11 protein-coding genes are annotated in these 12,963 nt (G+C 36.3%); 10 read left to right on the top strand and 1 reads right to left on the bottom strand.

Annotated elements, in window-relative coordinates; translation table 11 throughout:
- Positions 1–97: 97 nt before the first annotated feature.
- Complete coding sequence (locus APB85_RS01170) at positions 98–1,045, bottom strand: calcium/sodium antiporter (RefSeq protein WP_057480328.1); 948 nt, start codon at positions 1,043–1,045, stop codon at positions 98–100.
- A gap of 128 nt (positions 1,046–1,173) precedes the next feature.
- Between APB85_RS01170 and APB85_RS01175 the strand changes: the two genes are divergently transcribed.
- The 10 genes from APB85_RS01175 to APB85_RS01220 all read left to right on the top strand — a co-directional run bounded on the left by APB85_RS01175 (position 1,174) and on the right by APB85_RS01220 (position 12,962).
- A complete protein-coding gene (locus APB85_RS01175; RefSeq protein ID WP_057480329.1) occupies positions 1,174–1,539 on the top strand; it encodes a BlaI/MecI/CopY family transcriptional regulator in 366 nt (121 codons plus the stop codon).
- 3 nt (positions 1,540–1,542) lie between these two features.
- On the top strand, positions 1,543–3,681 hold the full coding sequence (locus APB85_RS01180; RefSeq protein ID WP_057480330.1) for a M56 family metallopeptidase: 2,139 nt from the start codon (positions 1,543–1,545) through the stop codon (positions 3,679–3,681).
- A 180-nt stretch (positions 3,682–3,861) separates the two neighbouring features.
- Complete coding sequence (locus APB85_RS01185) at positions 3,862–4,014, top strand: hypothetical protein (protein WP_057480331.1); 153 nt, start codon at positions 3,862–3,864, stop codon at positions 4,012–4,014.
- A 246-nt stretch (positions 4,015–4,260) separates the two neighbouring features.
- The gene (locus APB85_RS01190; protein ID WP_057480332.1) at positions 4,261–5,538 is read left to right on the top strand and encodes a Kelch repeat-containing protein; all 1,278 of its coding nucleotides are present in this window, start codon (positions 4,261–4,263) and stop codon (positions 5,536–5,538) included.
- Positions 5,539–5,739: 201 nt separating this feature from the next.
- Positions 5,740–7,404, top strand: a complete 1,665-nt coding sequence (locus APB85_RS01195) for a peptidase domain-containing ABC transporter (protein WP_057480333.1) — start codon at positions 5,740–5,742, stop codon at positions 7,402–7,404.
- Positions 7,405–7,406: 2 nt separating this feature from the next.
- On the top strand, positions 7,407–8,771 hold the full coding sequence (locus tag APB85_RS01200; protein ID WP_057480334.1) for an HlyD family secretion protein: 1,365 nt from the start codon (positions 7,407–7,409) through the stop codon (positions 8,769–8,771).
- A gap of 106 nt (positions 8,772–8,877) precedes the next feature.
- Positions 8,878–10,254 (top strand): TolC family protein, encoded by a 1,377-nt coding sequence (locus APB85_RS01205; RefSeq protein ID WP_063870558.1) that lies wholly within the window; start codon positions 8,878–8,880, stop codon positions 10,252–10,254.
- Positions 10,255–10,371: 117 nt separating this feature from the next.
- The gene (locus APB85_RS01210) at positions 10,372–10,689 is read left to right on the top strand and encodes a hypothetical protein (protein ID WP_057480336.1); all 318 of its coding nucleotides are present in this window, start codon (positions 10,372–10,374) and stop codon (positions 10,687–10,689) included.
- A 1-nt stretch (position 10,690) separates the two neighbouring features.
- On the top strand, positions 10,691–11,185 hold the full coding sequence (locus APB85_RS01215) for a DUF2231 domain-containing protein (RefSeq protein WP_057480337.1): 495 nt from the start codon (positions 10,691–10,693) through the stop codon (positions 11,183–11,185).
- A gap of 625 nt (positions 11,186–11,810) precedes the next feature.
- Positions 11,811–12,962 (top strand): NAD(P)/FAD-dependent oxidoreductase, encoded by a 1,152-nt coding sequence (locus tag APB85_RS01220; protein ID WP_057480338.1) that lies wholly within the window; start codon positions 11,811–11,813, stop codon positions 12,960–12,962.
- Position 12,963 lies beyond the last annotated feature (1 nt).

Raw genomic sequence — 12,963 nt, forward strand, 5'->3', positions numbered from 1 at the left:
TTTCAGCTAACAAATGTATGTATTTTTAAATACACCCCACCAAACAACTAGGCTCTGATTCTAATTTTTATGTTTTTCTTAATACACCCCCTTAAAATTAACCCAAAAATGCAAGACCCGTAAAAATTACATAGCTCACAAATAAAATCGCACCTTTATATCTGCTGAAAAGGAACTTTTTTGGCAGAAAAGCCAGTGGAGCAATTGCAAAAGCAACTCCAATCATCCAAAGAATGTCGTTGGTAAGTATTTGATCTGATTGAATATAGATAGGTTGAATCATAGCCGTAATTCCTAAAACCGAAGCAATATTAAAAATATTTGAGCCAATAAGGTTTCCTAATGAAAGCGCTTTTTCTTTTTTCAATGCAGCAATAACCGAAGCAGCAAGTTCGGGAACACTGGTTCCAATAGCAATCATTGTAACCGAAATTACTCTCTCACTCACGCCAAGCATTGTGGCAAGGTCTACCGCACCATCTACCAGCAATTCTGAACCTCCCCAAAGCGAAACACCTCCAATAAGCAACCAAATAATCATTTTAAAGTTAGATGTGTCTTTTAAAGAATCATCTATACCTTCTACTGCTATCTCAGTCTTTCTGCGAGATCTTCTTATTAACAAAAACAAAAAGAGGATTAGTCCAACAAATAATATAACACCTTCTAAACGAGAAATATTTCCACCGGTACTTAAAAAATAATAGAGTGCAATGGAAAATATCATCATTGCCGGCCAGTTAAATCGGTAGAATTCTCTATCTACCGCTATAGACGAAATTATTGCGGTAATACCCAGTACCAAACCTAAATTAGCGATGTTAGAGCCTATTACGTTTCCCAGCGAAATATCAGAAAAACCACTTAAGGCAGCCTGTAGACTCACTAAAAGTTCAGGGGCCGAAGTAGCAAAAGAAACTACCGTTAACCCAATGACCATTCGGGAAACGTTTAATTTGAAAGATAAAGCGACGGAAGCTCTAACCAAAAATTCTCCTCCTACTACCAATAAAACAAGCCCAATAAGAATAAAAGCAATACTCATCTAAAAATTTTTTTGCGAAGATAAAATAATCCTGCCACCTAAACTTAAAAGCATCATAAATCAAAAATAAACTACTAAATTAGTAGTTAAACTATTTATTTCGTTATATTTGTAATAAACATAGAAAGATGAAACGATTAACCAATAAAGAAGAAGAGGTAATGCGTATTCTCTGGCAATTAGAGAAAGCCTTTGTAAAAGAGATCTTACCTAAAATTAAAGACCAGAAATTGCATTACAATACCGTATCTACCATTGTACGACATTTAGAAGATAAAGGTTTTGTATCTCACAAGGCTTATGGCAATACTCACCAGTATTTTCCCGTGATCTCTAAAGAAGAATATAGAAAACATATTATGAGTTTAACCTCTAAACGTTTTTTTGATAATTCTTATAAAAGCATGGTTTCATTTTTTGCAAAAGAAGAAAAAATTAGCGCCGAAGAACTCCGGGAAATACTTGATATTATAGAAAAGGAAAAGAATACATAGGATATGGAAGCATTACTAATCTATATCCTTAAAAGCGCCGGGCTGTTAAGCATTTTTTACCTGGCTTACCTTATTTTACTTAAAAGAGACACAAGTTTCCAGGCCAATCGTAAGTTTTTACTGGGCGGTATTTTGGCTTCTGCAGTTTTACCAGCTATTTATTTTACCCGAAAGGTAGTTGTGGAAGCCAACAATTTTTCAGTAAATCAATTCCCGGTAACTACCCAGGAAATTTCGGCAGATTTATCTTCAAGTTTTGGAGTATGGGAAGGGCTCGGACTAATTTATGCTTTGATCGCTACTTTCCTGGTAGGCCGAATTGCAGTACAGCTATACAGCGTTTTTAAACTTATTTCTAAGAGTAGGGTTTATAAAAGCGAGAAGTATAAGTTTATAAAAACCAACAAGACCCTAAGTCCGTTTTCATTTTTCAAGTTTATCGTTTACAATCCCGTAGAGCATTCAGCAAAAGATCTTGAGATGATCTTACAGCACGAAAAAATTCACGCTTCTCAACAACATTCTATAGATATAATAATTGCCAACCTTACTACTGCCCTACTATGGTTTAATCCATTGAGCTGGTTGTATAAGAAAAGCGTAGAACAAAATTTAGAATATATAGCCGACAGGGAGACCGTGGTACTTTCAGGTGCAAAAAAGTCGTATCAGCAAGCGCTGGTAAAAGTTTCTATTGCAAATTTAAAACCTGCGCTCACCAATAATTTTTATCAATCATTTATCAAAAAACGAATTCTAATGCTGAATAAAAAATCTACTCAAAATCCGGGTCTTTGGAAGATAAGCCTGGTTTTTCCCGCAATTTTGGCCTTTATGCTAACTTTTAATGTAAAGACCGAAGCACAAACCAAAACCAACTATCCTGTGAGTAATGTTGATTATCAGGATGGTTTAAAAATTTCAGCGGTTATCACAAAATTTTCAGAAAAGGAAAGTTTTAAAAGGTTTTCTAAACTTTTTAAGAAGTACAATGTACAGCTGGAGTTTTCAGAAATTGAATATTCCAAAGACTTACTTACCGGTATAAAAGTCTCTTTTTTAAATACCGAAACCAACGAAACCGGTGTTTTTTCAGCAACAAATAGTGATGGAATAGAATCTTTTGAGTTTTATAAGAACGAAGGTAAAACCGGGTTTAGAAAAGTAAACGCGCTTATGGGCAAAGATGCAATTTCTACAAACGGAAGTCTTCTTAATAAACTTGGAGAAAATCCTCTTTTTATTATCAATAATAAAAAGTACAGCAGTAAAGAACTGGACGGAAAAAACCTGGATATTTCCAAAAGTGGAATTAGCATTAGTATTGAAGAGGAAGCTATTCAAAAATTTGGAAATGAAGCTAAAGACGGAGTTATTATTGCAAACAATGCCCGTATTTTTGATGATCTAAAAGCAGAATTTAAAAGAATTGATAAGGTAAATAGCAATTTAAAAAAGGAATTTTTACAGATTAAGCACGGTCAAACTCCAAGCTTAATTTCCCTTAAAGCCAGGGTTGAAAAAAATATAAAGAAGAAGAAAAAACCAAAAAGCAAGGTTACTTCTCAAGACACTAAAGAAATTCCAGGCAACCCAATTTATATTTTAAACGGTGAAAAAAGCGAAAAGGAAATTATAGAACTTATAGATAACAAATTAATAGAAGGCGTAACCGTACTAAAAGGTGAAAGTGCTGTTTCCCTGTATGGCCAAGAAGCCAGAGACGGCGCGGTGATTATTACTACGAAAGTATTGGATAAATCTAAAAAAGAAGATTCCCAAAAAAAGGTAATTAAAGCAAAAGCCCATTCGATTGGATTTCAAACATTTGAAAAGAAAAGCGATTATGAAATCATAAAACCAGAGAGGATTAGCTTTCGAATAGGAAAGGACATCAATGCTTTTCAGTGGAATACAGAACCTGCCGAAAAAATCAATTTATACCTAAATGAGAAAGAAAAAGTTGGTCCAGTAGTAATTATTGATGGTAAAAAGTCAAATGAAGCAGGTTTAAAAGAACTTGAGCCCAAGAATATTGAAAGAATAAAAGTGCTTAAAGGTGCAAACGCGATTGAAAAATATGGAAAAGAAGCTAATTATGGAGCTATAGAAGCTACTACCAAAAAAGAAACCAAAAAATAATTTCATTTTTTATTTGAATTTGAATTTAAGGCAGGCTCACACCTGCCTTTTTCTTTTACCTGATTTTCAATATCTTTGATATAACAACTTTCAGGGAAGCTCACGAATTCAGCTTAGAATAATTTATTTTTTGAGTTGAGCATCACGGCAGTTAAGTCTCGAGGATCTAGTAAACCAATCATGAAAAAGAAATTCTTTAAAGCGCTATCTAAGATCAATAAAAAGATCCTTCCAAATTATACCAAAAAAGAACTGGACCTAAGAAAAGCCAGCAAGATACAGATGGCCATTATTGGCTGGAAATCCTGGGTTACAAAAAATTCTTTGGACTAATTAAAGAATCCTTCCTATCCTTATATCTTAAGATGAATTATTTTCAGAAGCGCTTTAGCTCCGATTCCGAATTGAAACTTCAATTTTATAAATTAAATTTTATGCTTTGTCTAGGCTGTTAGCCCAAAAACTAGCTAAGTTAAGCCTTCCAAAATCAATCAAACAAAGAATTAAAGCAGTTAAGCCCTGGTTAAACCTAAGCTTAGTTTTATTAGAAGCCTTATATTTATTCTTCAAAGCATTATTATGATAAAAAAATACCTACTGCTAAGCCTTTTCTGTTTTTCTGCCATTAGCCTTAACTCACAATCCTGGAAAAAACTTCCTGCCAATGGAGCTGCACAGGAAAGACATGAGAATGCTTTTGCACAGGCCGGGAAACGCTTTATTTTAATTGGTGGCCGCGGCAATAAACCTATAGATATTTATAACACCGAAGATCAAACCTGGAAAAAAGGTGCACAACCTCCATTAGAAATGCATCATACCCAGGCTGTAAGCATTGACGGACTGGTTTATATTCTGGGAGCCTTTACGGGTGGCTGGCCAGAAGAAGACCCTATTCCTAATATTTATATCTACGATCCTTTAGAAGACATTTGGATAAAAGGCCCCGAAATTCCCGAAGATAGAAGACGTGGAGCTGCCGGAGTGGCCGTAAAAGATAAAAAGATCTACTTGGTAAACGGTATTACTAATGGGCATACTTCTGGTTGGGTAAACTGGTTTGATGAATATGATTTATATAAAAACAAATGGAATATTTTGCCAGATTCTCCAAATAAGAGAGATCATTTTCAAGCTGCAATTATTGGAAATATTCTTTTTGTTGCCGGCGGAAGAAAATCGGGAAGCGTGGAAGGCAATGGCTTTGCAGGAACCGTAAAACCAACCGATATCTATAATTTTGATGCTAAAAAATGGACCTCTACCGCCAATATACCTACGCCAAGAGCTGGAACCTCAATTGTAATTATAAATGAGAAACCGGTAATTATAGGAGGAGAAAGTGATGCACAGGAAGCAGCACATAATGAAGCTGAAGTCTTTAATTTCACAGAGGAAAAATGGGATAGTTTACCGCCTTTAAAACAGGGAAGACACGGTACACAGGCTATAAGTTTGAACAAACAAATTATTATTGGCGCCGGCAGTGGGAACCGTGGTGGCGGCCCTGAATTAAATACTTTTGAAATCTTTTCTCAAGACAATACACTTAATTTTAGTACCGAAGCAATTTTGGCTGGAGCTTTAAAAGCTTCTGAAAGCAATTTAGATTTCTCTAAAAAGAACATCCGGAGTGTGCGTATATCGCACAAAGGAGGAAATCAGGCTATTGTGATTACCGATATTGAGGCGAGCGATAATTTTAAAATTCTGAATAAAAAAAGTTTACCATTTGTTTTAGCTCCGCGTTCAGAATTTGAATTAACAATAGAAGGAGATCAGAATCGAGGGAAACTTTCAATTAAAAGAACAGGCAAAAAAGAAGCTCTTACGGTTAATTTGAATTATAAGGATTGAAAAATAGAATACCTCAAAGCTTTTGCTCCATAAATAATTCAAAACATAGCTTTACCCACTAAATCTCATTTTTTTAATTTTCTGTTTATATTTTATGGCTTAAAACAAGCGTTAAAATTTAACTAAATCTTAAAGAAACATATTTCTGTAAATTATTTTTGTGCCGCATATTAAATTATTAAACGTCCTTAGTATAACTTGATGAAGAAACCCGAACCAGGCAAGACCGTAAAACGACTTTGGAACTTACTTAAATTAGATAATCGTGATGTAAAACATATACTTTTTTATGCACTTTTTGCCGGTCTAATTAACCTCGCCGTGCCTTTAGGCATACAGGCTATTGTTAATCTTATTCAGGGAGGCAGAGTAAGCACAAGCTGGATTATTCTCGTTATTCTTGTAACCCTTGCGGTAGGCATGGTTGGCGTTTTTGAACTGCTACAACTTAGACTTGCCGAAAATATTCAGCAAAAGATCTTTACACGCTCTAGTTTCGAATTCGCTTATCGGTTTCCAAAAATTAAGAGTGAATCTCTGCAAAATATCTATCCGCCAGAATTAGCAAACCGTTTTTTTGATACCATTACCGTTCAAAAAGGAGTAAGTAAAATTCTATTGGATTTACCTTCTGCCACAGTTCAAATTATTCTAGGAGTTATACTGCTTTCGCTTTACCACCCGTTTTTTATCCTTTATGGATTACTGCTAGTTTTACTCCTCTACCTCGTATTTAAATTTACGGCAGCTAAAGGTTTAAAAACCAGTTTAGATGAGTCTAAGAATAAATACCAGGTAGCTTATTGGATCCAGGAGATTGCACGGAATTTAAACAGCTTTAAAATTTCCGGGCGCAGTAGATTAGCAATTCAAAAGAACGATCGTTTAACCGCTTCCTATTTAAAGGAAAGAGAAGATCACTTCGGTATACTTAAAATTCAATATATCAAATTAATTGTTTTTAAAGTACTCGTGGCCGGTGGCTTATTAGCTATTGGAGGAATATTGGTTCTAAATCAACAAATGAATATTGGTCAGTTCGTTGCGGCCGAAATCATTATCTTATTGATAATTTCTTCCGTAGAAAAACTAATACGTGGCCTGGAAGATGTTTATGACACTTTAACATCACTGGAAAAACTTGGGCAGGTAGTGGACAAGCCATTAGAAGCATTTGAAAATCAGAATTCTGTTGATGCCTCTAACGGAATTAAATTAGAATTGAAAGACGTAGCCTTTGAGCCAGAAGGCCATACAGTTTTAAAGGGAATCAACCTCACTTTAGATCCGGGGAAAAGCTTATTGATAACAGGACCTGCCGGAAATGGCAGAACCAGTCTTCTAAAGCTTATTTCGGGTATTTTTACTCCTACCAAAGGAAAAATTTATATTAACGATACCGCCAGGCATACTTTAGTTCTAAATGAATACAGGCAACATCTTGGTACTATGTTACCGGAAGAAATTCCATTTGAGGGCAGTCTTTGGGAAAATATCACTTTTGGCGACGAATCTATTTCAGATCAAAATATAGACTGGGCCCTGGAGCATTCTGGCTTAAAAGAATTCGTAAAAGATCAACCCGAGGGCATCTTTTCACAAATTCATCCAGAAGGCAGGTACCTTTCTACCTTAATAGCAAAAAGGATAATTTTAGCACGAGCTATAGTAAGAAAACCTTCAGTATTAATCTTAAAACAGCCGCTTGAAAAATTTGAACTCCAGGAAAAGAAAAGAATATTAAAATTCTTAACCGATCCTAAAAACAAATGGAGCCTTATAGTGGTAAGTAATGATGAGTTATGGAAAAATACTAGTGATGAAACCCTGGAGTTGCAGGATGGTAGAATCGTTAAATCTCTGTAGTTATGCTGAATATTTCTGAAGAAAAATTAAACGAGCGTATAGATATAACTGATTCCGCATCGGGTAAATTAGTGTTTTTTAGAAAACACTACGCCATATTTAATAAAGTACTTATCGGGCTTTTTGTTTTATTCCTGATCATTCTCTTTTTACCCTGGACACAAAATATTAGGTCCACCGGAAATGTTACCACGCTAAGCCCTGAACATAGACCTCAAACCATTCAATCTCCAATTCCCGGGCGTATTGAACAATGGTATATCAGCGAAGGGGATTTCGTAAATAAGGGAGATACAATTTTAAGAATTTCTGAAGTAAGCAGTGATTATTTTGATCCGCAGCTTATTAGCAGAACTTCAGGCCAAATCGATGCCAAAAACCAATCAGCACTTACCTACGATGAAAAAATCAACGCGTTAAGGCAACAATTGGAGGCCCAGGAGAATGAACGGGAATTAAAGCTAAGTCAGGCGATCAATAAAATAGAACAGGCGCGTTTAAAAGTAAGAAGCGACAGCATAAAGCTTGAAGCCGCCCAAACACAGGTAGAAATTGCCAAATCACAGTTTGAAAGATTGCAAACTTTACAGGAAGAAGGTCTATATTCCCAAACCGATCTGGAAGCAAGGCGCTTAAAGTTGCAGGAAGCGCAGGCAAAATTAATTGCCCAACGAAATGATCTTTTATCAAGCAGAAATCAGGTAATTAATGCCGAGATAGAGATCAATAGAATTCGCGCTGAATATGCTGACAAGATTTCAAAAACAAAACAGGAAATTTTCACCTCACAAGGCAATCAGTTTACTACCCAGGCTGAAGTAGATAAACTTGAAATTGAACTTTCTAATTACGAACAACGCAGTGAATTATACTATATAGTTGCACCACAAGATGGCTACGTAAATAAGGCATTACGGGCCGGTTTAGGCGAAACTTTTTCACAAGGAGAACAATTGGTAGGTATAATGCCTTCAAATTACCAAATGGCAGTAGAAACCTATGTTAGACCATTAGATTTACCTTTAATTCACGTGGGTGAAAAAGTACAGATACAATTTGACGGTTGGCCGGCTATTATATTTAGCGGTTGGCCTAATCTTTCCTATGGTACTTATGGTGCGAAGGTGGTAGCGGTAGAAAATTATATTTCTCCCAATGGCAAATACCGGGTATTATTGGCCCCCGATCCTGACGATAATCCATGGCCAGAACAAATTGGTATTGGCAGTGGGGCTCAAACTATTGCGCTGCTGGAAAATGTTCCAATCTGGTACGAACTGTGGCGAAATTTAAATGGTTTCCCACCTAATTACTATTCGCCAAATAATGGTACACAAGAAAAACCGACAAAAAGTAATAGTAAATAACTTCGGGGCGAGCCTTCGAAGCGTTATTACTGGAAAATATAGTTTGATTTCGAGGCAAACCTCGGAGGATGTAATCTCGATTATCGAGTAAAAAGTAGACCGAAAAATGCGCTTAGCACACTATTTCTTAATGCTATTTTTTGTTTGTTCTTCTGCATTCGCACAAACAGACAGTTTAAGTTATACCGAATTTCTAAATAAGGTAATAAACGAACATCCCGTGGTACGGCAGGCAACACTGGTAAGAAATATAGGTGATGCAGAAGTTCAGTCGGCCAGAGGGGCTTTTGATCCGCGCTTTGTGGTAGATTATAAAGAAAAGGAATACAAGGGAACAGAATACTACGATCTTCTGGACGCTCAATTGCAGGTACCTATGTGGTACGGCTTAAAATTGAAGGGCGGATTTCAACAAAGCCAGGGCGCTTATGTAAATCCTCAAAACCAGGTGCCTGAAGCTGGTCTTTACCAGGCCGGGGTAATTTTATCCCTTGGCGAAGGCTTGTGGATAAATAAACGAATGGCCGGCTTACGTAAGGCCCAGGCGTATAGAGAACAAAGCAAAGCTGAACAGCAACTTTTAGTAAACGATATTCTTTTAGAAGCTTCTTTCACTTATTTTGAATGGTTAAGGGCTCACGAAAAACTGGATATTTTTGAAGATTTTCTAACAAATGCCAACGAGCGTTACCGTGGAATTAAAAGAGGCGCTGAAACAGGAGAAGTAGCAGGAATAGATACCGTAGAAGCCAGGCTTAATATTCAGCAACGTAAATTGCAAGCCAACCAGGCAGCAGTAGATCTTAGAAAGGCCAGGTTAAAACTATCTACCTATTTATGGAGCCAGGATCAACCTCTGCTCTTACAGGAAGAAGTGGTCCCCGTAGAAACCGACATAATTTTGGGAAACCTGCTTTCAGAAAGACCCGAAACAAATTTTGAAACACATCCGCAATTGGCTTTTTATCGTCAAAAAATAGAAGCACTGCAGATAGAAAAACGCTATCGTTTCAATAAATTATTGCCAAAAATAGATCTGGAATATAATTTTCTATCAGAAGAACCCGATAATTTCGAAACTTTTAATTCAGGCGCCTATAAAGCAGGGTTAAAATTTTCTATGCCTTTATTCCTAAGAAAAGAACGTGGAGATCTTAAAGTTGCAGAATATGAGCTACAAGACGCCAAATTGGAACTAAATCTAAAAGATAACCAGTTGCAGGCTCGCATCAATGCTATAGAACAACAGCTTCAGGCGTTTTTAGAACAAATTGAAATGACCCAGCAAATGGTAACCGATTCTAATACCTTGCTGGATGCTGAAGTACGAAAGTTTAATTTTGGTGAAAGTTCTATCTTTCTAATAAACACTCGCGAAAGTAAATTTATTGAAGCCAGGCTTAAGCAATTAGATCTTCAGATTAAATTTCTAAAAACCCAGGCTGAGTACTTACAAGCCCTTGGTAGCAATGCGGTGCAATAAAAATTGCAGCAGCTTTTAAAAGGAAAATGATTTCTAAATTTCAGTATTTCTTTTAAGCATTTAAACCCATAAATTTGTAAGTTAGCTTAAATATAAATAACTCTTAAAATCAAAATTATGCTGACTAAAACTTTAAAATCAGTTGCTTTTCTAGGTATTTTTCTTTTTATGGTTTCCTGCGGAGAAAGTACAGATACTGTAGAATCTGGAACTTACCAGGGAACAATAGAAGAAGTTGAAGCTTCTAAAGATGAGATTTACGTAAAAACAGACGACAATAAGACTTTAGAGCTGTATTTCAAGGAAAATACCGAGTTAACCAGAAATGGTAGCACCGTAGATTTTTCAGAATTGAAAGAAGGTCAAAAAGTAGAAGTTGAAGTTGAAAAAGTAGGAAAACGTTTAGATCCTATTTCTGTAAAAATTATGGAATAACATGAATCAGTTACCTGATTTTTGGCGGACAGAGGTTTTTCATCCCCTGTCCGTTCATTTTCCTATCGCCATTCTATTAGTTGCATTTTTATTTAAACTAATAGCCCTGGGCTCGGCAAAAGACCTCTGGAAACAAGGAGGAACTTTTTTACTTTTACTAGGCACGATAGGAGTTTGGATTGCAATTTATACAGGTAATCTTGCCGACGGAATTGTTTCAAGAAAAATTTGTGATCCCACTGTGCTTAAAGAACATCAAAACCTGGCCTATGTAACCGCATGGCTATTTACCGCCTCCCTCCTTATTGATCTATTAAAGTTCTCTAAAATTCGATTTCTTACCAAAAAGAAGAGTATATTATCTATTCTCTGTATTATTACTTTGTCGATAGGTTCCGGTTATCTTATGTATGTTGGGCACTTAGGCGCTACCCTGGTTTACCAGCAGGGAGCAGGTGTTTATCAGCCTTCGGAAGATTGCGCTGAATTTAATTAAATAATTTCGGCTGCAGAATAACCATTTTGCCTTTTGCCATTTCTCAACCCAAGTTTAAACTTTTTTATTTCCCCACTAATCTGATTCTCCGTTTTCCTAAAACCCGGGAACTAGTTTTCGCATCCACTACTCCAACTTTCAATACCGAATTATTTTCCAGCCCTTTCTTAGATAAATATTAAGCTATTCCTACTGAATATTTCCATTTCAAAATTCTGCCATTTACCCCGCTTAGGTGTTATCCTTCCCAGCTCACTAATATTTATTCAGAATTTTCATTAAATCAACTTCAGGCAAGCCCTGATGTATTTAAATCTCGATTATCAAGTAAAAACTGAACTCTTCCAGCGAAACCTGATCTTCATCATAGCATACTATTTATTATTCCACTATAGCCTTCTATTTATCAATCCCTTATGTAACAAATGTTGCTGTAAAGAGGCGACTTTGTTTCTAATTTTGTGCTGTAATTCAAAAACAAATTGACTTAGCTATTAGCTGAACAATAGGTTAAATAGGTTTTGCTGCAATCATAGAAAACCAGGTAAAAGAGGCCAATTAATGTTTGCAAAACCTCAACTGCTCAGGTAATAAATTAATAAAAAACAACCTTAAAAAATTATTTATGAAAACTGTTTTAGTTTTAGGAGCCGGCACAGGCGGAATCGTAACCGCCAGGGAATTAAGTAAACATAGCGGCAACGAAGAAGATATCAACCTGGTAAAGATCCAGGTTTTTGAAAAAGGAGAAAACAGTCTTTTTTCGCCTTCGCTACCCTGGGTAATGGTTGGCAACCGAAAACAGGAAGAGGTAACAAAAAGTATTAACAAACTGCAGGCCTCGGGACTTGAAGTTATCCAGGGAGATATTGAAAATATTGATCCAGAAAATATAAGCATTACCGTAAAAGGAAAACAATATAAGGGAGACCATATGGTAATTTCCCTGGGGGTTGACCAATCAGATATTTATAACCTGGAACAATTTGGGCATAACTTCTTTACGCTAAAAGGCGCTGAAGATTTCCATTCAAAACTTAAAAATTTTGACGGAGGCGAGATTGCTATCCTAGTTTCTTCCCTTCCTTTTAAGAGTCCGGCGGCACCTTATGAAGCTGCTATGCTTATAGAAGATTTTGTAACAAAAAACAAGCTCAATAATAAAACCACTGTTTCACTTTTTACTCCTGAAGCCGGCCCTATGGAATTTGCAAGTGCTGAAGCTTCTGAGGAATTAAAGGAGTTACTGGAAAAGAAAGGGATCAGGTATTACCCAAATCATCAGCTTACTAAGGTTTCTGCTAATAAATTAGAATTCAATAACGGCAAAAAATACTCCTATAATCTGCTGGCCTATACTCCAAAACACCAATTGCCTGAGGTGATCAGAAAGACCGACTTAGCCGGAAAATCTGGTTGGGTTGAAGTAGATAATCAAACCTTAGAAACCAAATTTCAAAATGTATACGCTATTGGTGATATCACTCACCTCAAAACTGAAACCGGCACCATACTTCCAAAAATAGGAGTTTTTGCAAGGCAACAGGGAGAAGTAGTAGCTCACAATATTAGTAGAAAAATAGGCAATCAAGAACCAGATCAAATCTTTGTACCCGAAGGAAAATACTTCATCGAGGCAGGAGAAGGAAAAGCCAGTGAAAGCGGCGGAAAATTTTCCGGTGAAGAAAATAAAAAGGTAAAGATGAAAGATCCAGCCCAGTGGAGCCATTTCTCCAAATGGTGGGATGAAAAATTCTGGTTCTTCAAAAACTTTTAAT

The sequence above is a fragment of the Salegentibacter mishustinae genome (assembly GCF_002900095.1).
Taxonomy (GTDB): domain Bacteria; phylum Bacteroidota; class Bacteroidia; order Flavobacteriales; family Flavobacteriaceae; genus Salegentibacter; species Salegentibacter mishustinae.

What these genes read in the sequence shown, in the direction of transcription:
- APB85_RS01210 (WP_057480336.1), top strand. Translation starts at nt 10,372, where the DNA reads ATGCTGACTAAAACTTTAAAATCAGTTGCTTTTCTAGGTATTTTTCTT.
- APB85_RS01190 (WP_057480332.1), top strand. Translation starts at nt 4,261, where the DNA reads ATGATAAAAAAATACCTACTGCTAAGCCTTTTCTGTTTTTCTGCCATT.
- APB85_RS01205 (WP_063870558.1), top strand. Translation starts at nt 8,878, where the DNA reads ATGCGCTTAGCACACTATTTCTTAATGCTATTTTTTGTTTGTTCTTCT.
- APB85_RS01200 (WP_057480334.1), top strand. Translation starts at nt 7,407, where the DNA reads ATGCTGAATATTTCTGAAGAAAAATTAAACGAGCGTATAGATATAACT.
- APB85_RS01195 (WP_057480333.1), top strand. Translation starts at nt 5,740, where the DNA reads ATGAAGAAACCCGAACCAGGCAAGACCGTAAAACGACTTTGGAACTTA.
- APB85_RS01215 (WP_057480337.1), top strand. Translation starts at nt 10,691, where the DNA reads ATGAATCAGTTACCTGATTTTTGGCGGACAGAGGTTTTTCATCCCCTG.
- APB85_RS01170 (WP_057480328.1), bottom strand. Translation starts at nt 1,045, where the DNA reads ATGAGTATTGCTTTTATTCTTATTGGGCTTGTTTTATTGGTAGTAGGA.
- APB85_RS01220 (WP_057480338.1), top strand. Translation starts at nt 11,811, where the DNA reads ATGAAAACTGTTTTAGTTTTAGGAGCCGGCACAGGCGGAATCGTAACC.
- APB85_RS01185 (WP_057480331.1), top strand. Translation starts at nt 3,862, where the DNA reads ATGAAAAAGAAATTCTTTAAAGCGCTATCTAAGATCAATAAAAAGATC.
- APB85_RS01180 (WP_057480330.1), top strand. Translation starts at nt 1,543, where the DNA reads ATGGAAGCATTACTAATCTATATCCTTAAAAGCGCCGGGCTGTTAAGC.
- APB85_RS01175 (WP_057480329.1), top strand. Translation starts at nt 1,174, where the DNA reads ATGAAACGATTAACCAATAAAGAAGAAGAGGTAATGCGTATTCTCTGG.